The following is a 24,904-nucleotide window of genomic DNA, read 5'->3' on the forward strand; positions in this document are numbered from 1 at the left end:
CATGAAAACAGACGCTTTCTTTCATTGCCAACCGTAAATGATAATAGTATAATGATATAATGAATAGAATCTAATCATAATAAAAGGGGGGCATGTAATGATTACCCAAAATACTGCTCTGTTCACTATTTTCGGAGCAACAGGTGATTTGGCTCACCGTAAACTGTATCCATCATTATTTCGCTTATACAAAAAAGGATTCATCAAAGATAATTTTGCCGTTATCGGAACAGCGCGACGAGACTGGTCCGATGAACATTTCCGTGAAGTGGTCCTGGATTCCATCAAAGATTTGACTGAGGATAAGGAAGAAGCTGTTTCTTTCGCAGCCCATTTCTATTACATCGCCCACAACGTCAACGACTCGGAACACTACGCCAAATTGAAGGTCTTGTCCGAATCCTTGGATGCCAAGTATTCGCTGTCAGGTAACCGCGTTTTCTATCTGGCGATGTCTCCTGAATTTTTCGGCATCATTGCCGAAAAACTGAAGGAACAAAAGCTGATCACGGAAGACGGCTTCAACCGTTTGATCATCGAGAAGCCTTTCGGACGCGATTTCGAATCCGCGGATGCGCTGAACACTAAGCTGCGCAAATCCTTTGACGAAAACCAAATTTTCCGTATCGATCATTATTTGGGCAAAGAAATGGTACAAAACATCTCTGCTGTCCGATTCTCGAATATGATTTTCGAATCACTGTGGAACAACAAATACATCGATAACGTTCAGATCACCCTATCCGAGACAGTGGGCGTTGAGGAACGCGGCGCTTATTACGATAACAATGGCGCTTTGCGCGATATGGTGCAAAATCATATCCTTCAGATCGTTGCCTTGTTGGTTATGGAACCGCCGCTGTCCTTGCAAGGCGAAGATGTCCGTTCCGAGAAAATTAAAGCTCTTCGTTCCCTGCGTCTGTATAACACACCTGAAGAGGTCAACCGCAACTTTATCCGGGCCCAGTACGCTGGAAACCCGGCAAAAGCGTTGCAAGCCTACCGGGAGGAACCTAACGTCGATCCTGCTTCATCAAGCGAAACCTTTGTGGCCGGCAAAATTTTGGTCGATAATTTCCGTTGGAAAGGCGTTCCTTTCTACATCCGGACCGGCAAACAAATGGCTTCAAAAGAAACATACATCCATATCCAGTTCAAGCACGTATCGATGAACATCTTCCCTACGGAAGGCGTCGACGAAATCGCTGAACCGAATGTACTGACCATCCATGTTTCACCGCTGGAAGGCTTCTCCTTACGCCTGAACGCCAAACGGGTCGGTCAAGGAACCGAGATGAAGAATATCCGCATGCACCACATCTATGATGAGGAAACGCAAGCAAACAGCCCTGAAGCCTATGAACGCCTCTTACTGGATTGCCTGAACGGCGACCCGACAAACTTTTCCCATTGGGATGAAGTCGCACAATCTTGGCGCTTCGTTGATGAGATCCGCAAAGTTTGGGACGCCCAAGAAGATTGTACGGATACCCTTTTCGCGTATGAGAGCCACTCAATGGGACCCAAAGAAAGTGACACTTTGCTTGAGCAGGACGGATTCCGCTGGACTGAATTCAACTGGAGTCAAAGTTACAAAGAAAAACAGGAAAACGAATAAAACTAAAGGCCGGACAAAAGCGAAACGACGCTTTTGTCCGGCCTTTTTCGATTCAAGTCTGTTTCATCAATGCGTGTTCTGCCATTCGATCGCAAGCTCTTCCAATTCCAAAATGATGTCGTTTATCTCCGCCTCATCCTTCGCGTTCGCTCCGCTCGCAAGCGGGTGCCCGCCTCCGCCATGCCGTTTGGCGACCTCATTGATGATCGGACCTTTTGAGCGCAGTCTGCAGCGGTACGTGCCGTTCGGTTGCTCCACAAATATCCCCCAACATAAAACGCCCTCTACGGTGCCCGGCAAAGGGACAACCGGAGCGGTGTCGCTGTCGACCGCACCGAATTTCCCAAGTATTTCTTGGGAGAGGATGATGCTGGCTACCCCGACATCATTGATCGTCAAACTCTGCAGGACGAACCCTGACAAATTGGCCGTTTTCAAGGAATTCGTGTTCATCATTTGACTGATATCCGAAGCAGAAAAATCAAACTGCATCAATTTCGAGGCTATCTCCATCGTCACTGCTGTAGTCGCCGGATAGAGGAATCTGCCCGTATCGCCGACGATGCCGGCATATAATAGCCGCGCCGCTGCAGCGTTCATCGGCAGCGCACCCTCAGTTGAAAAGGAAATCTTTGCGATGATCTCGCTGCTGCTGCTGGCGTGCGTCTCCACAAGGCAAATATCTCCGTAGGTGTCTTCATTCGGATGGTGATCGATTTTGATCAGATAATCACCTTTGACAAAGCGTTTGTCGCTGACTCTTGGCTGATTCGCTGTGTCCGTGACAATCACCAAGGCACCTTCGTAGGCCTCATCCGGAATGCTGTCCATGCTGCCGAGGTAAGAAAGGCTGTCTTCATTTTCGCCGACAACGAATACTTTTTTCTCAGGGTAGGCTTGCCTGATCAAGCTGGCGAGACCATTCTGCGAACCCAACGCATCTGGATCCGGACGCAGGTGCCGGTGGATGATGATGGTTGCGTACTCTTGAATTTTACTGACTATATCTGCATAAATCGGTTTTTCCACTTGCTGACCTCCTACGATTTTTCCATCAGTTGGCAAATGACGATTGCTTTGCTGACCAGTGAATTTTCTAAATATACTTCGACATCCAATTTGGATGACCTTCTGCCCAATTCCAATATTTTTGAGCGTATCTCGATGACGCTGTCTATCTGGATCATCTTCAATTGATAGATGTCCATCTGCTCGATGACAGCATTCCGTTTCTGTAAGGTATACAAGATTTTTTTGGTTGTGCTCGCCAACACCTCGCTCAGCACCCCGAACGACACAGTCCCGAGACTGTTCGTCATTTGCGGTGTGATCCGGAAGCGATAAGCGGGTAGGCCGTCTCCTTCTTCAGAACTGGTCAAGGATAGGTTTTCTACGACTTGGTCCTCGATCGTGTTGCCGACTTGCGGCTGCCGCTGCGCCAACTGCATGGCCTTCATGACATCCTGACGTGAAATGATGCCGAGCAGCTGCAGGTTATCTTTCACAACTGGCATCACTTCCAATCCATCCCAGATCATCCGGTGCGCCACGCTCGCCACACTCATGTGCGTTTTTGCGACTATCGGATCTCGGGTCATTACCCGTTCAAGCGAAAGCGTATCTGCTTTTCCAAGGATGTCCTTCGCCGTGATGATGCCCACAAGACGCATATTATGATTGACGATTGGGAAACGCGAGTGGGTGCTTTCGGTATTGAGATTGCGGTATTGGAACACGGTGTCGTCCAATGAGAGGAATTTCGTCTCATCAATCGGGGTGTAGATGTCGTCCACCAGCATAATTTCCTTTTTGATCAGTTGGTCCGTCATGGCACGGTTGATCATTGTCGCTACGGTAAAGGTGTCATAGGTCGTGCGCAGTATCGGCATTTCGACCTGATCAGCCAAATGGACGATGCTTTCATCCGTATCGAACCCCCCCGTAATGAGCACTGCTGCGCCTTTTTCCAATGCGAATTCCTGGATATCATTCCGGTTACCGACGATCATAAGTGATCCGGGTGAAATGTAGCGTTCCATCGCTTCGCGTTGCATAGCGCCGATGATGAATTTGCTCAAAGTCTTGTCCAGGCCTTTCTTGCCTCCCAAAATATCCCCATCGATGATTTTGCAGATCTGGCCGAAAGTCAGCGTTTCGATATTCTCTTTCGACTTGCGTTCGATTCGGATGGTGCCTACCCGCTCGATGGTTGAAACCAATCCGATGTTCTCGGCATCCTTGATGGCGCGGTAAGCTGTGCCTTCAGACATGTTCAAATTTTTGGCTATCGTGCGGACGGAAAGTTTTTCCCCGACCGGCAGCGTTTCGATGTATTGGATGATTTGCTCGTGTTTCGTTGCCATAGTGTACTCCCTTGCTTTCTCTATTGTAATGAAATGAAATCTCCCGGTTGCATGATGAGTCCGATGCCATCATCCAGAAGGGACAGAAAATCATTCGGATCCTGCTTGATCAGCGGAAACGTGTTGTAGTGGATTGGAACTGCAATTCGGTCCCGCTGTTTCAATGCATGAGCAGGATTACCCGTGAAAAGATATCCTCGTGCGGTTCCTCACCTTTCTCTGTGACAAAAAACTGTATTATTCAGTGTCCATCGTATCATGAAACAGTTTATTAGTACAACGAAAAGCGAGCGATATTATTTTGTTCTGCATACATAAAAAAAGGCCTTCCGCACAGAAGGCCTTTCAACGGATTATTCATCATCCTAAAGCGACGTCAAGGATCATCATGACTGTGAAGCCGACCATAAGTCCCATCGTGGCAATATCGCTGTTGCCGTTCGTTTGCGACTCCGGTATCAGTTCCTCGACTACAACGAAGATCATGGCCCCGGCAGCGAACGCGAGCGCGTAAGGTAAAATCGCGCTCATCGATATGACGGCGGCTGCCCCGATGACGGCCGCAATCGGTTCAACGATGGCAGAAAGTTGGCCGTAATTGAAGGCCTTCAGCCTGCTGTTTCCATCAGCCCGGATCGGCATGGACAAGGCTGATCCTTCCGGTATGTTCTGGATGCCGATACCGATCGCCAGACCGATGGCACTCAATAGCGTATTGTCCTCGGAAATGCCGGCTGCGACCGCTCCAAAACCGACTCCGACGGCCAAGCCTTCGGGAATGTTATGGATCGTGATGGCCAAGAACAACAACAGATTGCGGGAAGCTTGGGTCTGCGGACCTTCCCGGTGTTCCATCGGTTCACCCAAGTGCAGATGGGGAACGATTTTGTCCGTCATGCGCAGGAACACGCCGCCCAACAAAAAACCGATCGCCGCCGGAACCCACGACAAGCCACCGTAGCCGCTCTCTTCGGCATGGGAAATGGATGGAGCCAATAATGACCAAAATGATGCCGCTATCATGACCCCGGCAGCGAAGCCGCTCATGACGTCAAGGACTTTGCGGTTGACGGATTTGAAGAAAAACACAAATGAGGCACCTATGATGGTACAACCCCAAGTGAACAATCCCGCTATGAACGCTTGCATAATTGGATTTAATTGACTGAATGACTCTAACATGATTTTTATCTCCCCTTTATAATGAAATGATGAATGATTTCTGCTACAGATGCGTCGTGTCCCATAATGGCAACTGAATGTTCTCGTAGTGGATCGGGTCGAGCTGTGTTACGGTTATCCCCAATAAACGCACGTGCCGTTCGATCGTGCCGTTGTCCAACCAAAGTTCCCAGGCATGACGGAAAATATCCTCTGCTTGGGAAAAATGATCGATACGGGTTTTTCTTCTGGTTATCGTGTCGAAATCGGCGTAGCGGATCTTCAACACAATCGACCGCCCGTGCAGCTTGTTGGTGTGAAGAGCTCCTTGGACAGCCAGAGCGATTTGCTTCAGTTCCACCCTGACCTGTTCCTCATCCGTCAGGAACTGCGTAAAGGTGTGTTCTTTCCCGATCGATTTCCTTTCCCGTTCAGGCTCCACCGCGCGGTTGTCGATGCCTCTGACCCGTTGGTAGAGGATATAGCCGTGCTTCCCGAATTGTGAAAGCAATTCACTTTGATCAAAAAGATAGAGATCCTCCCCGGAATGGATACCCAACAGTTTCATCTTTTCGACTGTCTTCTTGCCGACGCCATAAAACTTTTCAATTGGCAATCCCTGCAAAAAGCGGACTGCATCATTTGGTGTGATCACAGTCATGCCAGCCGGTTTCTGGAAGTCGGAAGCAATCTTTGCAATGAACTTATTGTAGGAAACACCGGCCGAGCAAGTCAGACCCGTTTCCTGCCAGACTTCCCTTTGGATTTTCCTGGCAATCACTGTCGCACTGGACAGATTCTGTTTGTTCTTTGTGACATCCAGATAGGCTTCATCCAACGACAACGGTTCTATCAAATCGGTGTAGCGCGCGAATATTCCCCGGATCTGTTGGGAAACAATCTTGTAATGGCTCATGCGCGGAGGAATGAAGATGGCTTCCGGGCAGAGTTCAAAAGCCTTCTGCGCACTCATCGCTGAATGGATGCCGAATTTCCTGGCGGCATAATTGGCTGTAGTCACGACCCCTTTGCGACCGGTATCTCTCGGATGATTCGCAATGACGATCGGTTTGCCGCGATGTTCCGGATGATCCCTTTCCTCGATTGAAGCGTAGAAGGCATCCATATCCACGTGGATGATTTTTCTGCTTTTATCATTTTCGGGTTCCTTAAAGGTCAACATCCCAATCTGCATACTGTTCTCCTTGTTTTGAACTGCTTTATTGAACGTGAATTTTACTTGCCGCTTTGAAACTGATTTGGTAAGACTGATGATTCTGGGACTGAAAAGTATACGGACCTTCATACGGCTCCACGTTTGTCAACAGATAGGGCACGCTTAACTTTACATCCTTGTTGAGCAAATACGCCAGAAATTCCTGATCGTCATCAACTTCCCTGATGATGAAGCGGCTGCCGACTTCCAGCTCGATCAATGGTTTGCTTTCATAAACCTCGATCCGGCCGTCTTTGTCGGGTATCACGCCCCCATGCGGATCATATTTAGGAAAACCTAGATAGGCATCCAGCCTATCGATCAAGCGATCCGATGAGACATGCTCCAACAATTCCGCTTCGTCATGTACCTCATCCCAGTTGAAATCCAATTTTTCCGAAAGGAACACTTCCCAAAGGCGATGTTTCCGGATCAGCTTATTTGCGATCAATTGGCCTTTGTCGGTGATCTGCACCCCTTGGTACGGGATGTGGCTGATCAGGCCATCCTTGAGCAACTTTACGGACATTTCAGTGACAGAAGCGGCAGATACGGATAAAGCCTGACCGATCTGCTTGTTATTGACAAGCTGTTTGTCTCCACCCAATTCCATGATTACTTTCAGATAATCCTCTTTGTGCGGCGTCATGCGCTCCCTCCTCTTTTTAGGCTAACCTAAACTATATTTTATATTATACGACAAATCCGCTTGATTACAAGCCTAAAACCCACAATATTCGGTAGGCCACACGCCCATTATCTGATCATAAAATTTTTTTGAGCAACAAAAAAAGCCGGGAGCGTGTCCCGGCTTTCCTTATCTACTATTAACCTTTGTAGGCTGCGTAGATGATTTCTTTCAATTCTGAGATCAGTGGTTGTTTAGGGTTAGCTGTTGTACATTGATCTTCGAATGCCAATTCAGCTAAGCGGTCCGCATCGCGATCAAGCATTTCATCAGTGATGCCTTGATCCTTGAAGTTCATCTTGATGCCGATGTCTTGTCCTAATTTAGTGATTTCAGTCGCCAAAGCTTCGACCAATTCAGCTGTCGTGTTACCTTTGAAGCCTAGGTAGCGAGCGATTTCAGCGTAGTCTTCGTCTGCACGGAAGTACTCGTATTTAGCCCACAACGCATGTTTTTGCGGATCGATTGCATTGTAGCGGATGATATGCGGTAACAGGATAGCGTTCGTACGGCCGTGGATCAGATCCCATTGTCCGCCGATTTTGTGTGCGATCGAGTGGGAAATACCCAGGAACGCATTCGCGAAGGCCATACCAGCCATAGTAGAAGCATTGTGCATTTTTTCGCGAGACTCTTGATCGCCGTAGTTGTATGAGTTTCTAAGGTTTTCGAATACCAGTTTGATGGCTTGTAAGCTCAAACCTTTAGTGTAGTCGTTTGCCAATACGGAAACAAAAGATTCGATGGCATGCGTCAATACGTCCATACCAGTATCTGCAGTTACAGATTTAGGAACACTGTATACGAATTGTGGATCCACGATGGCAATATCCGGAGTCAATGCGTAATCAGCCAATGGGTACTTGATGTGTGTTTCGCTGTCTGTGATAACCGCGAATGGCGTTACTTCCGAACCAGTACCTGATGTGGTAGGGATGCAGACAAGTTTCGCTTTTTCCATGTCCTTGATCTTGTAAGTACGTTTGCGGATATCCAAGAATTTTTGTTTAGCGCCGAAGAAGTCGCTTTCTGGGTGCTCATAGAACAACCACATCGCTTTGGCAGCATCCATTGGAGAACCTCCGCCGATTGCGATGATTGTATCCGGTTTGAAGTCGCGCATTTTTTCAGTACCACGGTTTACAGTGTTTGTTGTCGGGTTAGGTTCAACATCTGAGAAGATTGCGTAAGATACTTTGTTGTTGCGTTGTTTCAATTGTTCGATGACTACATCCACATAGCCGAATTTGACCATGCCGTCGTCGCAGACGATGAAGACTCTTTCGACATCTTTCATGTCACGTAAGTATCTAACTGAATTTTCTTCGAAGTAAACCTTCTCTGGCAATTTAATCCACTGCATGTTATTTCTCCTTTTAGCAACAGTTTTCACGTTCAATAAATCTAATGCAGAAACGTTATGAGAAACTGAGTTTCTGCCGTAAGATCCGCAACCCAAAGTTAATGAAGCGATATTATTGTTGTACAAGTCACCGATACCAGCTTGAGAAGATGGAGAGTTGATAAGAACGCGGCAAGCTTTCATTTCTTTTCCGAATTGCTCAATCAAATCATTGCGGCGAGTATGCAGTGAAGCCGAGTGACCTAAGCCACCCAAATCAAGCATTTGTTTGCATAGTTCGAAGCCATGCTCTGTGCTGTCTGATTTCATCATAGCCAATACTGGAGATAATTTTTCTCTTGACATTGGGTATTCTGCTCCGACGCCAGGTAATTCAGCGATCAACATTTTTGTGTTTGCAGGAACGTTCAATCCAGCCAATTCAGCGATTTTACGAGCGTGCATACCGACAACATTCGGTCTCACGCCAGTTTTGGCATCGTTCATCACGACGTCTTCCAATTGTTGAATTTCTTCAGGTTTAGCGAAGTATACATTGTGCAATTGGAATTCTTTTTTGACTTCATCATAGATTTCGCTGTCGACGATTGCAGCTTGTTCTGAAGCACAGATCATACCGTTGTCGAACGTTTTTGAAACGATGATGTCGTTTACAGCGCGTTTAACGTTTGCTGATTTTTCGATGTAAGCCGGAACGTTACCAGGACCAACTCCCAATGCTGGTTTACCAGTAGAATAAGCAGCTTTAACCATTGCAGCTCCACCTGTAGCCAATACGACAGCAACTTCTGGATGGTTGATCAATTCAGCTGTTTTTTCCATTGATACGCCTTCTACCCATTGGATACAGTCAGCAGGTGCGCCTGCTTTGATGGCAGCATCGTAAACAACTTTTGCAGTTGCAGCTGAACATTTTTCTGCGCTTGGGTGGAAAGAGAAGATGATCGGGTTTCTTGTTTTCATACAGATCATTGCTTTGAAGATTGTTGTCGAAGTTGGGTTGGTTGTTGGGATGATACCGGCAACAACGCCTACAGGAGCGGCAACCTTCATGATTTGATCAACTTTATTGTCTTCGATGATTCCGACTGTTTTATTTTTTCTGATTGAATGCCAAATGTTTTCAGCGGCATACATGTTTTTGATACATTTATCTTCATAAACGCCTCGGCCTGTTTCTTCAACTGCCATTTTTGCAAGTGGCATATGTTGCTCCATTGCAGCTAATGCCATTTCGTGGACGATGTGGTCGACTTGTTCTTGGGTATAATCTTCAAATAGAGTCAAAGCTTTTTGGGCTTTTCCAGTGTAGTTGCTGATTTCTTCTTTTGCAGTCATCATGGGTTTTTTCTCCTCTAAAACTACTTTTTCTTTACTCATGTGAGATCCTCCTAAAAATGTATGTTATCCTTTTCACATGCTTATTATATTTCATGGAATTTCGTTTGTAAAGCGGATAAATGTGATTTTCTTCACTTATTTCCCATACAAGCCCTGTAAGCGTGTTCATCAAAGCTTTTTATCACTACTAGTTTTCACAAATAGTTATTGGAAACATTCTATTTCTCAACCTTTTGATTGTGAAATTATTATCATTGTTCGGAATCCGCACTGAAAAATGTTTTTTTGAAATAATTTTTAGAACGAAAATAAATATGGTCGTTTAACGTCCCTATCTGATCGATCTCCGCAATCCCAACGCACTCACCTCGCATAAATCCGCTTACTAATTGTCGAATCCGACTGAATCCGCGATTAACTTTGGATATTCCAGCGATAAAATTATTTCACTCGATTTTAAGGGCTGAAATCGTCCCGGTTACATGTTGCCGCCCAAAAAACGGATCCTTGCGGCACTGCTTGTACCACAAACCCAGAATAACTTTTACAAAAAAAGCACAATACTCTGAAGTATTGTACTTTTCGCGTGGAACGATTCACAGGAAATCATCAAAATTTATTTCATCCAATGAGGAGACCTTATAGACTTGGGCTTCCAAAGCAACAAAGTCGAAGTAGTGGTTTACCGTCGTCTTCATGATATCCCGGATTTGTTGGTAATAATGCGGAGGGACGGTATGCTTCCAAGAAAATTCCTTGAAATAGCGATAGATATCGTCGACTTGGATGTTCTCGTAGCCCAATTGATTGAACTCAGTTGCTTTTAGTTTGAACCAAGGCTCCAATTGATCATATTGCTTCTCTGATAAATTCGGCAAACGCCGTCCCTCCTTTCCGATGAATCAAATCGCTTTACTCTTCGCTTTTGTCCTCTTGTTCTTGCTCTGATTCGGTTGCTGAATAATCTTCGACAATCGCATCATCCGTTGTGATTGTGGCAACCTTTGAAATACGTGAAATAGAGCGTTTTTCAAAAGTCAGGAAGATCCCTTCGCAATCCAATACGACTGTGTTATCAGCGGAATTGATCTCTTCGACAATTCCGTGCAGGCCGCCGATGGTGACTACTCTATCCCCTGGCTTGATTTGACTCAGCATATCTTGCGTTTTTTGCGCTTGTTTCTTTTGTGGTCTGATCAGGATGAAATACATTACGCCGAACAGCACCCCATAAAAGGCAATCATGATTACTGTATCCATACATTTTCCTCCATCTGTGGATTATTTTTATCTATCATCCACTTTACCAAACTTTAGGATAGACTACCACCCAAAACCTAAAACTTCTTCGGATTTTCAACGTTGAAGCCATATTCTTCCACGAACGCTTCCCGGAATTCCAACAGATTGTCATCCATGATGGCTTGGCGCACATTTTTCATCAGGTTTATCAGGAAATGGAGATTATGATACGAGGTCAAGCGCAAGCCAAATGTTTCATCAGCTTTGATTAAATGACGAATGTACGCACGTGTATAGTTTTTGCATGTGTAGCAATCGCATTTTTCATCCAATGGACGGAAATCCCGTTCGTATTTCGCATTTTTGATGACCAAACGACCGCTGCTTGTCATGCAAGTGCCGTTCCGCGCTATACGGGTAGGCAAGACGCAGTCGAACATATCGATTCCGCGAATCACTCCATCGATCAAGGAATCCGGCGCACCTACGCCCATCAAATACCTCGGTTTGTTCTCGGGCATGACTGGCGTCAGGTAATCAAGTACACCATTCATCTCTTCTTTCGTTTCGCCGACCGAAAGTCCACCAATCGAATAGCCTGGAAAATCCAAGGAAATCAGTTCTTTGGCGCTCTGCAGCCTTAAATCCTTATAGCCTGCTCCTTGGATGATTCCGAACAAGCCTTGTTGATCGGGCTTTTTGTGGGCTTCAAGGCCACGCTCTGCCCATCTGGTCGTCCTTTCGACCGATGCTTTGATGTAATCATAGCTTTCGCTGTAAGGAGGGCATTCATCAAAACTCATGATGATGTCGGCACCCAGTTGATTTTCGATGTGGATCGCTTTTTCCGGTGACAGGAACATTTTCGAACCGTTCAGATGATTCCGGAAATGTACGCCAGCCTCGGTGATCTGTCTGTTCTGACTTAATGAGAAGACTTGGAAGCCGCCTGAATCGGTCAAGATCCCTCTGTCCCAATTCATGAATTTATGCAGGCCTCCTGCCTCTTCCACCAAGTCTGAGCCCGGTCTGAGCCATAGGTGATAAGTATTGCTCAGAATGATCTGAGAACCCATCGCCTTCAATTCTTCAGGAGACATCGTCTTCACGGTGGCCAAAGTCCCTACCGGCATGAACATGGGAGTCTGAAAAGTGCCGTGGGGGGTGATGATTTCTCCCAAGCGTGCACCAGTATGTTTTTCTTTTTTGATAAGGCGATAACGAATCGCTGGTTCAGTCAATGTATTCACTTCTTTCCTATAGATATCCGGCAATCAGTATACCACAGTCGCACACTATTTTCTTGTATTCGCTACGAAAAAATGCAATCCGGATGCTTCGGATTGCATTTCTGATTCATAAGGATATAGGCAAAAGCAGGTTCACCAAGATTGGATCTTTTTGTGATCAGCGCTAATGGTTTTTGTTACTTCGTCCCCAACGCCGCACGGATATTCGATGCTGGCGGGCACAGAGTCCTGGAACAACGACAAAAGACGGCGCATATCCACCAACCCTGATTCCAGCCCGGATAAAACTATTCCTTTGTCAGTAATGGCAACGTTCTTGAGGTGGATGTAGGTTACTGCATCGCGCATCTGCTCTGCCGCAACGAAAGGATCGCTGTCGATATAAACGAAATTGCCCGTGTCAAAAGTCAGTCCGATGTCCAATGAGGCTTTGCGGGCTTCAGCAATGAAACCCATCAGGACTGCCGGACTGCCCTTCTCAGCGCTCTGGTCATTTTCGATCGTCAAATGAATGGGATACGCCTTCAACAATTCCCTGAATTCTTCAGCAAGCTTGGCTGTGAATCCCCGGAATTCCCCTAAAGTCAGTTTCAGCTGGACTGCGTTCAATAGGGCGGCTTCCTCAAAATAACTACCTAACTGTCCGTTCAACACACCTGCTGTGAACAGTTCTGCCGGAACGGAATAGAACACCTTCAAGCCAGAATCCGAGGCTTGCTGAGCTATTTCCTTCATTTCCGTTTTGCCGGACAGGATGTATTCTCTTCTGACTTCCACAATCGGGAAGCCCATTTCCTTGATTTCCTTCAATATTTCTTTTTGTTCCACTTTATTGTCCGCAGATCTATGCATGTACGCTAAAGTGTTCAATCCAAACTCTCTTGCCATCCATCTGTCTCCTTCAATTTCCTATTTGCGGTCAAAGTCCGGCCTATCGAGTATTTCTTTGGCAATGACGGCTCGCATCAGTGCTTTTTGATTGCCGGAATGATTTTTCTTGTTATGAATGGTGGATTTCTCCATTCTTTTGGCGGTTTTCAATTCTTTGGTGTCTTCAGAAAAGAAATTGAAGTCATCAGCCAACCCCACGGTCGGATCCATATTATAGTCCGTAAACTCTTGTACTTCATCGATTTCATCCGCAGGTTCCGTGTCATTTTGGTCGCTGCCTGTTTTTGGCGCATTCGCCCGCAACAGCAACTGCCACAAATTTTCGCGGTTAACGAAAATCAGGATTTCCCTCCGCCAATTTCTGTTGGTCAAAATCCGGCTGACTTCCCGCAGGTATTTTTCGGGCAGACGCTCCTGGAAAAAGCCGTAGACCTGTTCAGGCTTCAATGTAGCCAGTTTTTTGATCAGTTGCTTCGCATTCTCATTTCCGGCACCATCAAACGACTGGCGAACTGTCTGCTGCAGGGCAGCTGCTTGGGAGGTGCCCGCTCGAAGTCTGGCGTTCTCCGCTAGACGATTTATCCTTTTGACTATCGAGATGAGCACAGAGAGAAAGAACACCAGGAAAAGAATCGGCAACAGGATTGGTAAAAGAAAGGTTAGGCTAGTCATTCCGGTTCGCTTCTATCTGCCGGAAACTCTGAAATGCTGCTCCTCATTTCAGTATCCGCTATGATATTTTTCATTTTATAATAATCCATCACACCTATGTTACCGTTGCGCAGTGCTTCAGCCAACGCCAAAGGAACCTCCGCTTCGGCTTCGACCACTTTCGCCCGCATCCTTTGCACTTCAGCAATCATTTCCTGTTCTTCAGCGACCGCAAAAGCACGGCGTTCTTCCGCTTTCGCTTGGGCCACACGCTTATCTGCCTCCGCTTGCTCCGCCTGCAATTTTGCGCCCACGTTACGGCCGACGTCAACATCCGCGATATCGATGGACAGTATCTCAAAGGCAGTACCCGAATCCAGTCCTTTTTTCAGGATCGTTTGGGAAATGGAGTCCGGATTTTCCAAGACGGAAGTGTGCATCCTAGCAGAGCCGACGGTTGTGACGATCCCCTCGCCGACACGGGCGATGATCGTTTCTTCACCAGCACCACCGACCAATCGTTCAATGTTGGCACGTACCGTTACTTTGGCTTTGGCTTTTACTTCAATCCCGTTCATGGCGACACCCGCGATGATCGGTGTTTCGATGACTTTTGGGTTAACGCTCATTTTCACTGCTTCCAATACATTACGACCGGCCAAATCGATGGCAGCCGCTTTTTCAAAACCTAAATCGATATCGGCACGCTGCGCTGCAATCAGCGCATCGATGACCATATTGACATCTCCGCCAGCAAGATGATGTGCCTCCAATTCATTTATATCAATTATCAGTCCCGCTTTTGTGGCTTTTATCATCGGCTGCACAATCATGGAAGGAACCACCCGGCGCAAGCGCATGCCGACGAGATTTGAAATTTTGACTTTCACTCCCGAAAAGTAAGCCGTGATCCATAGACCAACCGGCACAAAGCGGAAAAACAAAGATAAAAACAGTACGACAAACACTGCAATAAAGATGAGTCCTATCAATCCTTCTGTCATTCTCCATCCAACTCCTTAACTGTAATTTTGACCCCTTCAACCTGGATAACCTGAATCTGTTTCCCTTCCAATATGACCTTACCGTCACTGACTACGTCGAGCACTACACCTCCGATAGTGACTTTTCCGGCCGGCCGCAACGTCGTCGTGGCTGTGCCGATCATTCCCAAGAATTCGGAATAGTCTTTGCTGGACGAATACCCGCGATCCCGATTAAGGGAAGTATCCAAAATCAATTTGCTGCGGTCCGGCAGGAATTTATAGCCTTTTTTCAACAGCACCGACGTCGCCACACCGGAAATGATGATCGCCAAGCTGACATCCAGCACACTTTCCAAAATACGTTCATTGTTCAAAAACAGGCCAGCCGCGACCATCAGGAAACCCGCGATCCCCACCAGCCCGAAATCGGGTATGAACAATTCAACCACCAACAACATGATCCCGAACAGGAACAGCAGCAAAGTCAGCCAGTTCCCGCTCCCGAAATACAGAAAATACAACAAAAAGCTCAGGACGGCCGCACCTCCGAAGACATAATACTTCGAAGTGAACAGCATAAAAACCAGACACAGAAACCCAATGACCAAAAACAGCAAAATGAACGCCTCCTTCGGCTTTGTTCCGATAAAAACAGCAAACAGTCATACCCTAGAAGATAACAATAAGAAAATTTATATTATCATTTTACCGCAAATACAGAAATAACAAAAGGAAATCCCTTTCAGGACTTCCTCTCTGCTTAATGACTTGTCAAATTATTGTTGAAATTCAGCAAGATCGACGGTCTGGAATCCGACTTGATTCCCTACCAAAGTCACCGTCACCGCCTGATTCTCATGGATATCACCCTTTATGATGGCGCGCGCCAAAGGATTCTCGATCTCAGCTGAGATGAATCTTCTGAGCGGCCGCGCTCCGTAAATCGGATCGTAAGCATTCTCGGCTATCCAGGCGGCAACTTCATCAGAAACGGAGAGCTGGATCTGTTTGTCCGCCAACCGATTCGATAATTCCTTGACCATTTTGACGATGATCTGTTTGACATCCGCTTTGCTTAATGGCGTAAAGAGGATGGTGTCATCGATCCTGTTCAAAAATTCAGGCTTGAACGATCCTTTCAATACTTTCATGACTTCATTGGCCACTTCCCCCGGGATGGTTCCATCGGATTGGACGCCTTCCAGTAGGAGTTGCGACCCGATGTTGCTGGTCATGATCAGCACTGTGTTTTTGAAATCGACCACGCGGCCCTTCGAATCGGTCAAGCGCCCGTCATCCAATACTTGCAGCAGAATGTTGAAGACATCCGGATGCGCCTTCTCGATTTCATCCAAGAGAATGATCGTATAGGGGCTTCGGCGGACTGCTTCCGTCAATTGGCCGCCTTCTTCGTAACCGACATATCCAGGGGGTGCCCCGATGAGCCGGGAAACCGAAAATTTTTCCATGTATTCACTCATATCGAGCCGCACCATATGTTCATCGGAGTCAAACAAATTTTCCGCCAAGGCCTTCGCCAATTCCGTTTTCCCGACCCCTGTAGGCCCCAGAAACAAGAAGGATCCGATAGGCCGGTTAGGCGACTGCAGACCGGCACGCGAACGCAGAACGGCATTCGTGACGCTCTCCACTGCTTCCTCTTGGCCGATGACCCGTTTATGCAACGTTTCCTCCAATTTCAGGAGTTTATCCCTTTCCCCCTCAACCAGCTTCGTCACCGGGATGCCGGTCATCCGTCCCACCACTGTCGCGATTTCGTTCTCGGTGACCGATTCTTGGACAAGGTTGCCTTCTTTGCCTCTCCGGGTTGCATTCTCTTTTTCGAGAGCCGCCAATTCCTTTTCCATCTGCGGGATGCTGCCGTGGCGCAAAACTGCCGCACGTTCCAGGTCATAGTCTGCTTCTGCATCCTCCAACTGCCTGCGCGCGTCCTCCAGGTCCTCCCGTTTGGCACGCAGCTTTTCGACCTCTTCCTTTTCGTTTCCCCATTTCATGCGCAACTCATTTGATTCTTCGCGCAGGTCTGCCAACTCGACTTGCAGAGTCGCCAATCTTTTCTTGCTCTGATCGTCGGATTCCTTCTTCAGGGCTGCCTCTTCGATCTCCAGTTGCATCAGTTTGCGGCTCACCTGATCCAACTCGGTGGGCATCGAATTCATTTCCACTTTTATGTTCGCGCAAGCCTCATCGACAAGGTCGATTGCTTTATCCGGCAGAAACCGGTCGGTGATGTAACGATCGGATAAGGTCGCGGCCGCAACAAGGGCATTGTCATGGATGTTGACGCTGTGGTGGATTTCATACCGTTCCTTCAATCCCCTCAAGATGCTGATTGTGTCGGCAACTGTCGGTTCTTTCACCAATACCTTCTGGAATCTTCGCTCCAGAGCCTTGTCCTTCTCCAGATTTTGGCGGTATTCGTCCAGAGTGGTCGCTCCGATGCAGTGCAATTCTCCTCTGGCCAACATAGGTTTCAGCAGATTACCGGCATCCATGCTCCCCTCGGTTTTCCCTGCTCCGACGATCGTATGGATCTCATCAATGAAAAGGATGATGCGGCCGTCGCTTTTCTTCACTTCCTTCAATACCGCTTTCAGGCGTTCTTCAAATTCTCCGCGGTACTTGGCTCCCGCAATCAATGAGCCCATATCCAACGAAAAGATTGTTTTGTCCTTCAGATTATCCGGCACATCTTTTTTCACGATCCGCTGGGCCAAACCTTCCACGATGGCTGTCTTGCCGACGCCCGGTTCACCGATCAGGATCGGGTTATTTTTTGTTTTGCGCGACAAAATGCGGATAACATCCCTGATTTCTTCGTCCCGGCCGATGACCGGATCCTGTTTTCCGCTCCTTACCGCCTGTACAAGGTCTACGCCGTACTTTTCCAATGCTTCATATTGATCTTCCTGATTTTGCGAAGTCACGCGTTCTCCCCCTCTCATGTCCTTGATTTTTTCAGCGATCATTTTTTCCGTCAGGCCTTGATTTCCCAAGAATTTGGTTAAAGGATGATTTTTCAGTGTCATCAAACTCAAAAGCACCGTATCCGTGGAGATGAAATCATCCTTCAACTCCAACCGCTTGCGGTCTGCTTCCAGAAAGAGATTGTACAGATTCTGGCTGAATGTTTGCCCGTACTGGACGGACGTGCCCTCAATCACCACTGATTTATCCAGTTCCTTATCAACGGCTGATTCAAATGCATCGATTGCCACCCCTGAATCGATATAAAAATTGCGAGCAAAACTATCCGGCTGCAGAAATATTTTCCACAAATGGGCGACATCGATGGTCTGGTGCTTGCGCACCATTGCGATACGTTGCGCTTCTGCGATTGCCTGCTGCAGGGCTGTCGTCATTTTTTCCATTTCCATGCTAGGACCTCCTCAAAAAATCTGTTGGTATTATGCTTTATAGGACAAGTATACGACTATGGTCAGTATTGGTCAAATAATAACCTGAAAAAAAAAGAACAACAAAGGTGATTTCCTTTGTTGCTCTTTTCATCATCGGATTCCTAACGCGATGCGTGCATATCGGGACATTCTGTCTGTCGTCCAGGCAGGATACCACACCAATTTCACTTGCGTTTCGGTTACTTCAGGAACGTCTTTCAAAGCACGATGAATTTCATCGGTGATGACATCCGCCAATGGGCAGCCCATCGTTGTGAGTGTCATTTTGATCAGGCAGAAGCCATCCTGTTCCAATTCCACTTCATAGATCAAACCTAAATTGACGATATCTATCCCTAATTCCGGATCTATCACTTGCTCAAGCGCCGCCAGGACGCGTTCTTTTATGCTTTCCAATTCTTCTTGCGAATATTGGGGATTTATCTCTTCAGTCATTGCATACACCTCTAACCTTTCTGGATTAATTTGATGATAACAGTTTGTGTATAGAAATTCAATGCTAATATACGTTCCCCAAAAACGCAGCCATTTCCTCAAAAATAGCGTAAGGAACCCGATGCCCTGCGCCTTCCGTGGACCGGAAGCAAATGTTATCCGCAAAAGCTTCCTCGCTGATGGAGTTGACGAACTGAGCCATCTGTTCGTACGGGACGCTTTCGTCGGCCGTTCCGTGCCAGATGTAAAATGGCGTGTCCACGAGCGATTCCGGATGTTCTTTGAGGCTCAGGCTTTCAAAAGGCGCCATCAAGGTTTTGACTTTCTCGTCATCAATCGGCGGCAACCCTTCCACCCAGCGGGACTTCAATGCCCAATGGGACAAACCGATCGGATCCGGACTGCCCATCAGACAGGCTGCCGAATGGATCCAAGGGTATTGCGTCAAAGCGATGCAAGTCGTGATGCCACCCATGGAAAGACCCGTGACCGAAACCTTGTCTCTTTTTGCCAAGCCCGCTTCGACATAGGCTCCCACAAGGTCAGGAAGTTCCTTGATGTTTTGCAGGACTACCGACCAAAACTCTGCCGCCGGTTCGCCAGCATAGGCTTCATCTTTGCGTTCGCCATGACGATAGGCATCGGGGATGATCACGCGCATGCCGTTGCCGGCTAATGCGTAGCCGGGCTCCAAGCCTCGCTCTTTTTGGTTCGTGATGCCATGATAAAAGAACGCGAGCGGAATGGACTCGGTTTTCTTGTCTTCTTCAACGATTTCCAGAATCGGTATATTATTTATGATTTTTCTTTCGATTACGATCAATTGGATCCCTCTTTTTCAGCTCTGATCGACTGCTATAGGCAAAAATATTTTTCCAGATAGATTGCCAAGCCGTCCTCATGATTCGTATGCGTCGTTACATCGTCGGCAATATTCTTTAATGCCGTGATCCCATTCTGCATGACGACACCGTGACCAGCATAGCGGATCATTTCCATATCGTTGTCCTCGTCACCGAAGGCAAGGATATCTTCCCGCTTGATGCCGTAGTTATTCGCGACTACTTCAACGCCAAGCGCTTTTTGGACGCCGGCAGAGACGATTTCAAGACAGGGCATCGTGCCACCCCACGTACGGATTTCGATGGCATTCCCATAACGCGCCAAAATCCGGTCACGGATGGCTTCTAAATTCCGTTCGTGCGAAAACACATTCATGGAAGTAGGATTTTCCGACAGCGTATCCTTCGAAGTGATCTGCGTCGCCAGCAAATTTTTCGGGAAATATTCGTTTGACGGCAGCGTTGCGGTGGATGCGAAAAGCTTGTTCTTGCCTTCTATGCAGATAAAATCGATTCCCATCTCTTCACGTTGTTCGATCAGGTCCATCGCAAAATCTTTGTTGAGCGTCTTGTGGTAATAATTGCTCCAATTGCTGTCATGGGGATTATGGCATAAGGCACCGTTGAAGTTCACCAACGGAGTGGTCATCTTGAGCGTCTCATAAAATTCTTTGCTGTTTCTGTAAGGGCGGCCAGTTGCGATCATGACCAGATGATCATCCTTTTGCAACCTTGCCAGCACATTTTTGGTCCGATCGCTCAACAACGACTGATTGTTGAGTGTGGTTCCATCCAAATCTAAAGCGATTAATTTTTGTTTCATCTTCTTGATAGTACCTCCTGCGGTTTCCGCCCCCCAGAGACGAATACTCATTCGATCCCAAGCGACGGAAATTTGCTTTTTAACTCTGCTGTCATGATTCTTGCGATATTCGATCCCATCACAAGCATATCATAAAGTGGTTTGACATCATTTGTCGTGCGGCCCAATAGTCGAAGGAAAATTTCCCCATCGCCAGCCAGGCAAAGTGTATAATAAAAAGTCTTGGTTTGGTTCAATTCATTGATCAGTTCCAAAAGCTTCACTTTATCAGCGTAATTATTCAGGTAAGCCAATTTTCTGTAGCTGATCTGAAAATCACTTTCGGCCTCATCTTTGGCGATGACTACACCGAACGGCAAGGAATGTTCTTTATCGAGATTGAATTTTCCTTGATACAAATACTGACCATTTTGGATGGGATGGCTTTTCAGTGGCATGCCTTTTTCTTGGAATTTTTGATCAAGCGCTGCTAATATCGTCAAAACTATCACTCTTTTCATATATGGTGCTACAAGTATAGCACATTTTTCCCAAGAAATACGCTCATCACGGTATACAAAAAAGGTCCGGAACCGAAGTCCAGACCTTTCCATATGTCATGCGGAATATTAACGACGTTTTTCTCTGATACGAGCAGCTTTTCCGTGTAATGCGCGCAAGTAATAAAGTTTTGCACGACGCACTTTACCGAAGCGAACAACTTCGATTTGAGCTACACGAGGTGTGTGCAATGGGAATGTACGTTCCACACCGACACCGTTGGAAATTTTACGTACTGTATAAGTTTCGCTGATTCCGAATCCGCGACGTTTGATGACTACGCCCTCGAATAATTGGATACGTTCTCTTGTTCCTTCGACTACGCGAGCGTGGACGCGGACAGTGTCTCCAGGACGGAATGTAGGGATATCACTACGTAATTGTCCTTGTGTAATTGCTTCAATCAATGGTAATTGACTCATGTTTTTTTCTCCTTCCAACCGACATTCATACACAATCTTTCAGCACAGCGGAATATCGTATTATGGAGCAGTCTCTCTGCTCACCTGTAGAATTCTACCACAATAATTTTGACGTGTAAAGTATTTTTCGTTTACATTGTTTGAATTTTAAAGTGCACTATTGCGCTTGATTATCCGTCTTTTCTTCCAGCAGTATCTCAGCCAACCAAGCTTGCTGTTTTTTCGACAAAGTGATCTTTTCCAACATTTCCGGACGTCTCAGCCAGGTTTTGCGCAAAGATTCTTTTTCTTGCCAATCGGCGATTTTCTGATGGTTGCCGCTGAAAAGCACTTCAGGGACGACATCCCCCCGGAAATCGCGCGGTCGCGTATATTGGGGATGCTCGAGCAACCCGGTCGAGAAAGAATCGGTCTTGTTCGATTGCTCATTGCCCAATACTGCCGGCAACAGCCGGACCGTCGCATCAATCATGACCATCGCGCCCAGTTCGCCGCCCGTCAGAACATAATCACCGATCGAAACTTCATCCGTCACATGTTGCTTGATGCGTTCATCGAAGCCCTCGTAATGGCCGCAGATGAAGACAATGTGCTCTTCTTCGGCAAACTCTTCCGCCAGTTCCTGATTGAAGGTTTTTCCGGATGGATCCAAAAGGACAATCCTTTTTTTGGTTTCGGGAGACTGGACATCGATGTCCGTCAGCGCGTCCACGATCGGCTGCGCCCGCAGCAACATGCCTGCCCCGCCGCCGAAAGGATAATCATCGACGGAATTGTGCTTATTTTCGGAATAATCGCGGAAGTTCGTGCAAGTGATCGAAACACGACCACCCTCGATCGCCTTTCCGATGATCGATTCGGACAAAGGACCTTCGAACATCGCCGGAAACAACGTCAATACATCTATCTTCATCAGTCCATCATTCCTTCTAGAATGTGGATTGTGACCTGTTTATCTTCCAAAGATACCTTTTCCACTACGGAAGCGATATACGGAACCAATAAATCTTTTCGGCCTGGTTTGGATACAACCCACACATCATTCGCCCCAAGCGGCAAGATTTCTTTGATGATACCCAATTCTTCGCCGGCATCACTGACGACGGACAATCCGATGATCTCATGATAATAGAACTCATGATCCGAAAGGTCCTCCAACTGTGATTCCGAAACCCGCAGGATTCCCCCTCTGAACGGCTCAACCTCTTCGATCCGATTATATCCCTCGAATGTCAGCATATTGAAATTCTTATGCACGCGGTGGCTGGCTACCTTCAGAGTGATTGGCTCACTGTTTTCGCGGAACAAGTAGAGCGTAGCCCCTTTTTTGTAGCGTTCATCCGCAAAATCAGTGCTGGAAATGACACGCACTTCACCTTTAAGCCCTTGCGTATTCACAACTTTTCCGACATCATAAAATTTTTCCATTTTTCACCTCTCCTTACATAGATCATACTGTAAACGTTTCTGTACATAATAAAATAGAAGGGATAAGTGCTACAATTGTATCATCATCCGCTTCTATCTATTCGCTATTAAGTTAGGCATCCACCGAACGGAAAAGACCGGATCCGCAATTGAAGCGGATTATTCGGCCCCTTCGATCACAAGGCGGACACGTTTTGTGCCTTTGGTTCTGACACTGTATACAATTGTACGGATCGCTCTGGCGACACGTCCCTGTTTCCCGATCACACGGCCGACATCCTCGGCATCAAGATGCAAGTGATATTCCATGAACTCACTTGTCTCTTTGATTTCGATGGACATCTTGTCATCGTGGACGATCAAAGGTTTGACAATTGCCAGGATTAAATCTGAAATTTCAGGCATTTAAACCACCCTTTTATTTAGCTAACTTAGAGTCGTGGAATTTTTTCATAATACCTTGTTGAGAAAGTAAGTTACGAACTGTATCAGAAGGTTGTGCACCTTCAGCTAACCATTTCAAAACTAACTCTTCGTCAAATTTAACTTCAGCTGGTTCAACAACTGGATTGTATGTACCTACTTTTTCGATGAAACGTCCATCACGTGGAGAACGTGAATCAGCTACAACGACGCGGTAAAACGGGTTTCTTTTAGAACCCATACGTTTTAAACGAATTTTAACTGCCATTTATATAACACCTCCATATATCTATATCTCACATTTTTATATATTACCAGTTTTCCATTTGCTTGTAAAGTGTTTTCTCTTTACACTTGAAATTATTTTTTCTTTTTCTTCTTTTTGTTCATCCGTCTGGCCATTTGCTGCATGGCCATCTTGCCCATTTTGCCTTTCGGGCCTTGTCCAAGGAGGCCTTCCATCCCTGCAAAATTGCCTTTGGACATCTTGTTCATCATTTCCCTGGATTCGTTGAACTGCTTGATCAGACGGTTGACTTCCGCCAACGATCTTGCGGAACCTTTCGAGATCCGTCTGCGTCTGCTCTGCGACAGCAGCTCAGGGTTTTCGCGTTCAGCGGGCGTCATCGAAAGCACGATTGCCTTCATGTGGGCCACATCTTTGGGATCGATCTTCATTTTGTCCAGTCCCGGAACGTTGCTCATGCCCGGGATCATCTTCAGGAGGTCTTCAAGCGGCCCCATGTTGGTGACTTGATCCATCTGCTCGATGAAATCATTGAAGTTGAAGGTGTTCTCGCGGATTTTTTCGGCCATTTCTGCCGCTTTTGTCTCATCAAAATCTTGTTGCGCGCGTTCGATCAACGTCATCAGATCGCCCATGCCCAGGATTCGGGAAGCCATGCGTTCAGGGTAGAATGGTTCAAAGTCTTCCAGTTTTTCGCCTTGGCCCGTAAATTTGATAGGCTTTCCGGTTACGGAACGGATGGATAGCGCTGCCCCGCCGCGTGTGTCCCCGTCCAATTTGGTAAGGATGACACCGGTTATGCCGAGCTGTTCATTGAAGGATTGCGCTACGTTGACAGCGTCCTGACCGGTCATGGCATCCACCGTAAACAGGATTTCGGTAGGATTGACGGCAGCTTTGATGTTTTTCAACTCTGTCATCAACACTTCATCCACATGCAGTCGTCCCGCCGTATCGATGATGACCAGATCGCGTCCATCGAGTTTGGCTTGTTCAACGGCCTGCTTCGCTATATCGACCGGATTGGCTTCGGTACCCAATGCGTACACCGGGAAATCCAATTGTTTGCCCAAGGTCTGCAACTGATTGATCGCTGCTGGACGATAGACGTCGGCTGCGACCAGCATCGGGCGTTTGTTTTCTTTTTTCTTCATGTAATTGGCCAGTTTCCCGGCAGTGGTGGTCTTACCGGCACCCTGCAGACCGACCAGCATTACGACAGTCGGTGGCTTGGCAGAGAATTGGAATGGCTCCTGCTGCCCGCCCATCAATTCCGTCAGTTCTTCGTTGACGATTTTGATGACTTGCTGTGTCGGTGAAAGCGACTCGAGTACATCCGAACCTAACGCTCGTTCATTCACTTTTTTGACGAATTCTTTCACGACTTTAAAATTCACGTCAGCTTCCAGCAAAGCCAGACGTACTTCACGCATCATTTCCTTCAGATCGGCTTCCGTAATTTTACCTTTTTTGCCGATTTTGGTCATCGCGCCTTGGAGACGCTCGGATAACCCTTCAAATGCCATATTTGCCA

General features: G+C 46.9%; 25 protein-coding genes. 1 reads left to right on the plus strand and 24 read right to left on the minus strand.

Annotated features, from left to right (window positions below):
* Positions 1-97 precede the first annotated feature (97 nt).
* Positions 98-1,618: a glucose-6-phosphate dehydrogenase gene (gene zwf / locus PH235_RS01990; RefSeq protein WP_272160791.1), complete on the plus strand. Its 1,521-nt coding sequence runs from the start codon at positions 98-100 to the stop codon at positions 1,616-1,618.
* A 66-nt stretch (positions 1,619-1,684) separates the two neighbouring features.
* Here zwf and PH235_RS01995 read toward each other — a convergent pair whose 3' ends face one another.
* The 24 genes from PH235_RS01995 to ffh all read right to left on the minus strand — a co-directional run bounded on the left by PH235_RS01995 (position 1,685) and on the right by ffh (position 24,896).
* A complete protein-coding gene (locus tag PH235_RS01995) occupies positions 1,685-2,647 on the minus strand; it encodes a DHH family phosphoesterase (protein WP_272160792.1) in 963 nt (320 codons plus the stop codon).
* 11 nt (positions 2,648-2,658) lie between these two features.
* On the minus strand, positions 2,659-3,981 hold the full coding sequence (locus tag PH235_RS02000) for a DRTGG domain-containing protein (RefSeq protein WP_272160793.1): 1,323 nt from the start codon (positions 3,979-3,981) through the stop codon (positions 2,659-2,661).
* Between the two features lie 360 nt (positions 3,982-4,341).
* Positions 4,342-5,163, minus strand: coding sequence for a ZIP family metal transporter (locus PH235_RS02005; protein ID WP_272160794.1), 822 nt, complete (start codon positions 5,161-5,163; stop codon positions 4,342-4,344).
* Between the two features lie 43 nt (positions 5,164-5,206).
* A complete protein-coding gene (dinB, locus tag PH235_RS02010) occupies positions 5,207-6,337 on the minus strand; it encodes a DNA polymerase IV (RefSeq protein WP_272160795.1) in 1,131 nt (376 codons plus the stop codon).
* A 25-nt stretch (positions 6,338-6,362) separates the two neighbouring features.
* On the minus strand, positions 6,363-7,007 hold the full coding sequence (locus PH235_RS02015; protein ID WP_272160796.1) for a metal-dependent transcriptional regulator: 645 nt from the start codon (positions 7,005-7,007) through the stop codon (positions 6,363-6,365).
* Between the two features lie 178 nt (positions 7,008-7,185).
* The gene (adhE, locus tag PH235_RS02020) at positions 7,186-9,789 is read right to left on the minus strand and encodes a bifunctional acetaldehyde-CoA/alcohol dehydrogenase (protein WP_272160797.1); all 2,604 of its coding nucleotides are present in this window, start codon (positions 9,787-9,789) and stop codon (positions 7,186-7,188) included.
* Positions 9,790-10,346: 557 nt separating this feature from the next.
* Entirely contained in the window at positions 10,347-10,628 is a 282-nt protein-coding gene (locus tag PH235_RS02025; RefSeq protein ID WP_272160798.1) for a post-transcriptional regulator, read from the minus strand.
* A 34-nt stretch (positions 10,629-10,662) separates the two neighbouring features.
* The gene (gene yajC / locus PH235_RS02030) at positions 10,663-11,010 is read right to left on the minus strand and encodes a preprotein translocase subunit YajC (protein ID WP_108033845.1); all 348 of its coding nucleotides are present in this window, start codon (positions 11,008-11,010) and stop codon (positions 10,663-10,665) included.
* Between the two features lie 77 nt (positions 11,011-11,087).
* A complete protein-coding gene (gene tgt / locus PH235_RS02035; RefSeq protein ID WP_272160799.1) occupies positions 11,088-12,233 on the minus strand; it encodes a tRNA guanosine(34) transglycosylase Tgt in 1,146 nt (381 codons plus the stop codon).
* Positions 12,234-12,374: 141 nt separating this feature from the next.
* Positions 12,375-13,130 carry a sugar phosphate isomerase/epimerase family protein gene (locus tag PH235_RS02040; RefSeq protein ID WP_272160800.1) on the minus strand — a complete coding sequence of 252 codons (756 nt, stop codon included), beginning with the start codon at positions 13,128-13,130 and terminating at the stop codon, positions 12,375-12,377.
* A gap of 21 nt (positions 13,131-13,151) precedes the next feature.
* Positions 13,152-13,805, minus strand: coding sequence for a hypothetical protein (locus tag PH235_RS02045; protein ID WP_272160801.1), 654 nt, complete (start codon positions 13,803-13,805; stop codon positions 13,152-13,154).
* On the minus strand, positions 13,802-14,788 hold the full coding sequence (gene floA / locus PH235_RS02050) for a flotillin-like protein FloA (RefSeq protein WP_272160802.1): 987 nt from the start codon (positions 14,786-14,788) through the stop codon (positions 13,802-13,804). The genes PH235_RS02045 and floA overlap by 4 nt, the downstream gene beginning before the upstream one ends.
* Positions 14,785-15,387: an NfeD family protein gene (locus tag PH235_RS02055; RefSeq protein WP_272160803.1), complete on the minus strand. Its 603-nt coding sequence runs from the start codon at positions 15,385-15,387 to the stop codon at positions 14,785-14,787. Before PH235_RS02055 ends, floA begins: the two co-directional genes overlap by 4 nt.
* A 159-nt stretch (positions 15,388-15,546) precedes the next feature.
* A complete protein-coding gene (gene clpB / locus PH235_RS02060) occupies positions 15,547-18,168 on the minus strand; it encodes an ATP-dependent chaperone ClpB (protein WP_272160804.1) in 2,622 nt (873 codons plus the stop codon).
* Between the two features lie 132 nt (positions 18,169-18,300).
* Positions 18,301-18,645 (minus strand): metal-sulfur cluster assembly factor, encoded by a 345-nt coding sequence (locus tag PH235_RS02065; RefSeq protein WP_272160805.1) that lies wholly within the window; start codon positions 18,643-18,645, stop codon positions 18,301-18,303.
* Between the two features lie 64 nt (positions 18,646-18,709).
* Positions 18,710-19,468 (minus strand): prolyl oligopeptidase family serine peptidase, encoded by a 759-nt coding sequence (locus PH235_RS02070; RefSeq protein WP_272160806.1) that lies wholly within the window; start codon positions 19,466-19,468, stop codon positions 18,710-18,712.
* Between the two features lie 32 nt (positions 19,469-19,500).
* The gene (locus PH235_RS02075) at positions 19,501-20,310 is read right to left on the minus strand and encodes a Cof-type HAD-IIB family hydrolase (protein WP_272160807.1); all 810 of its coding nucleotides are present in this window, start codon (positions 20,308-20,310) and stop codon (positions 19,501-19,503) included.
* Positions 20,311-20,357: 47 nt separating this feature from the next.
* Positions 20,358-20,792, minus strand: coding sequence for a hypothetical protein (locus PH235_RS02080; RefSeq protein WP_272160808.1), 435 nt, complete (start codon positions 20,790-20,792; stop codon positions 20,358-20,360).
* Between the two features lie 126 nt (positions 20,793-20,918).
* A complete protein-coding gene (rplS, locus tag PH235_RS02085; RefSeq protein ID WP_106448696.1) occupies positions 20,919-21,272 on the minus strand; it encodes a 50S ribosomal protein L19 in 354 nt (117 codons plus the stop codon).
* 157 nt (positions 21,273-21,429) lie between these two features.
* Complete coding sequence (trmD, locus tag PH235_RS02090; RefSeq protein ID WP_272160809.1) at positions 21,430-22,185, minus strand: tRNA (guanosine(37)-N1)-methyltransferase TrmD; 756 nt, start codon at positions 22,183-22,185, stop codon at positions 21,430-21,432.
* Positions 22,185-22,700, minus strand: coding sequence for a ribosome maturation factor RimM (rimM, locus tag PH235_RS02095; RefSeq protein WP_140185937.1), 516 nt, complete (start codon positions 22,698-22,700; stop codon positions 22,185-22,187). The genes trmD and rimM overlap by 1 nt, the downstream gene beginning before the upstream one ends.
* A 159-nt stretch (positions 22,701-22,859) precedes the next feature.
* On the minus strand, positions 22,860-23,105 hold the full coding sequence (locus tag PH235_RS02100; RefSeq protein WP_086628136.1) for a KH domain-containing protein: 246 nt from the start codon (positions 23,103-23,105) through the stop codon (positions 22,860-22,862).
* A gap of 13 nt (positions 23,106-23,118) precedes the next feature.
* The gene (gene rpsP / locus PH235_RS02105) at positions 23,119-23,391 is read right to left on the minus strand and encodes a 30S ribosomal protein S16 (protein WP_068560440.1); all 273 of its coding nucleotides are present in this window, start codon (positions 23,389-23,391) and stop codon (positions 23,119-23,121) included.
* Positions 23,392-23,483: 92 nt separating this feature from the next.
* Positions 23,484-24,896: a signal recognition particle protein gene (ffh, locus tag PH235_RS02110; RefSeq protein WP_106448699.1), complete on the minus strand. Its 1,413-nt coding sequence runs from the start codon at positions 24,894-24,896 to the stop codon at positions 23,484-23,486.
* Between the last annotated feature and the right edge of the window lie 8 nt (positions 24,897-24,904).

The organism is Trichococcus sp. K1Tr, assembly GCF_028309625.1.
GTDB lineage: Bacteria > Bacillota > Bacilli > Lactobacillales > Aerococcaceae > Trichococcus.

Excerpts from the sequence above, each read along its gene's own strand:
- floA (WP_272160802.1), bottom strand. The coding sequence starts at position 14,788 with ATGACAGAAGGATTGATAGGACTCATCTTTATTGCAGTGTTTGTCGTA.
- PH235_RS02100 (WP_086628136.1), bottom strand. The coding sequence starts at position 23,105 with ATGCCTGAAATTTCAGATTTAATCCTGGCAATTGTCAAACCTTTGATC.
- PH235_RS02075 (WP_272160807.1), bottom strand. The coding sequence starts at position 20,310 with ATGAAACAAAAATTAATCGCTTTAGATTTGGATGGAACCACACTCAAC.
- yajC (WP_108033845.1), bottom strand. The coding sequence starts at position 11,010 with ATGGATACAGTAATCATGATTGCCTTTTATGGGGTGCTGTTCGGCGTA.
- PH235_RS02005 (WP_272160794.1), bottom strand. The coding sequence starts at position 5,163 with ATGTTAGAGTCATTCAGTCAATTAAATCCAATTATGCAAGCGTTCATA.
- rimM (WP_140185937.1), bottom strand. The coding sequence starts at position 22,700 with ATGGAAAAATTTTATGATGTCGGAAAAGTTGTGAATACGCAAGGGCTT.
- PH235_RS02065 (WP_272160805.1), bottom strand. The coding sequence starts at position 18,645 with ATGACTGAAGAGATAAATCCCCAATATTCGCAAGAAGAATTGGAAAGC.
- clpB (WP_272160804.1), bottom strand. The coding sequence starts at position 18,168 with ATGGAAATGGAAAAAATGACGACAGCCCTGCAGCAGGCAATCGCAGAA.
- PH235_RS02015 (WP_272160796.1), bottom strand. The coding sequence starts at position 7,007 with ATGACGCCGCACAAAGAGGATTATCTGAAAGTAATCATGGAATTGGGT.
- dinB (WP_272160795.1), bottom strand. The coding sequence starts at position 6,337 with ATGCAGATTGGGATGTTGACCTTTAAGGAACCCGAAAATGATAAAAGC.
- adhE (WP_272160797.1), bottom strand. The coding sequence starts at position 9,789 with ATGAGTAAAGAAAAAGTAGTTTTAGAGGAGAAAAAACCCATGATGACT.
- PH235_RS02040 (WP_272160800.1), bottom strand. The coding sequence starts at position 13,130 with ATGGCAAGAGAGTTTGGATTGAACACTTTAGCGTACATGCATAGATCT.
- PH235_RS02045 (WP_272160801.1), bottom strand. The coding sequence starts at position 13,805 with ATGACTAGCCTAACCTTTCTTTTACCAATCCTGTTGCCGATTCTTTTC.
- rpsP (WP_068560440.1), bottom strand. The coding sequence starts at position 23,391 with ATGGCAGTTAAAATTCGTTTAAAACGTATGGGTTCTAAAAGAAACCCG.
- rplS (WP_106448696.1), bottom strand. The coding sequence starts at position 21,272 with ATGAGTCAATTACCATTGATTGAAGCAATTACACAAGGACAATTACGT.
- trmD (WP_272160809.1), bottom strand. The coding sequence starts at position 22,185 with ATGAAGATAGATGTATTGACGTTGTTTCCGGCGATGTTCGAAGGTCCT.
- ffh (WP_106448699.1), bottom strand. The coding sequence starts at position 24,896 with ATGGCATTTGAAGGGTTATCCGAGCGTCTCCAAGGCGCGATGACCAAA.
- PH235_RS02000 (WP_272160793.1), bottom strand. The coding sequence starts at position 3,981 with ATGGCAACGAAACACGAGCAAATCATCCAATACATCGAAACGCTGCCG.
- zwf (WP_272160791.1), top strand. The coding sequence starts at position 98 with ATGATTACCCAAAATACTGCTCTGTTCACTATTTTCGGAGCAACAGGT.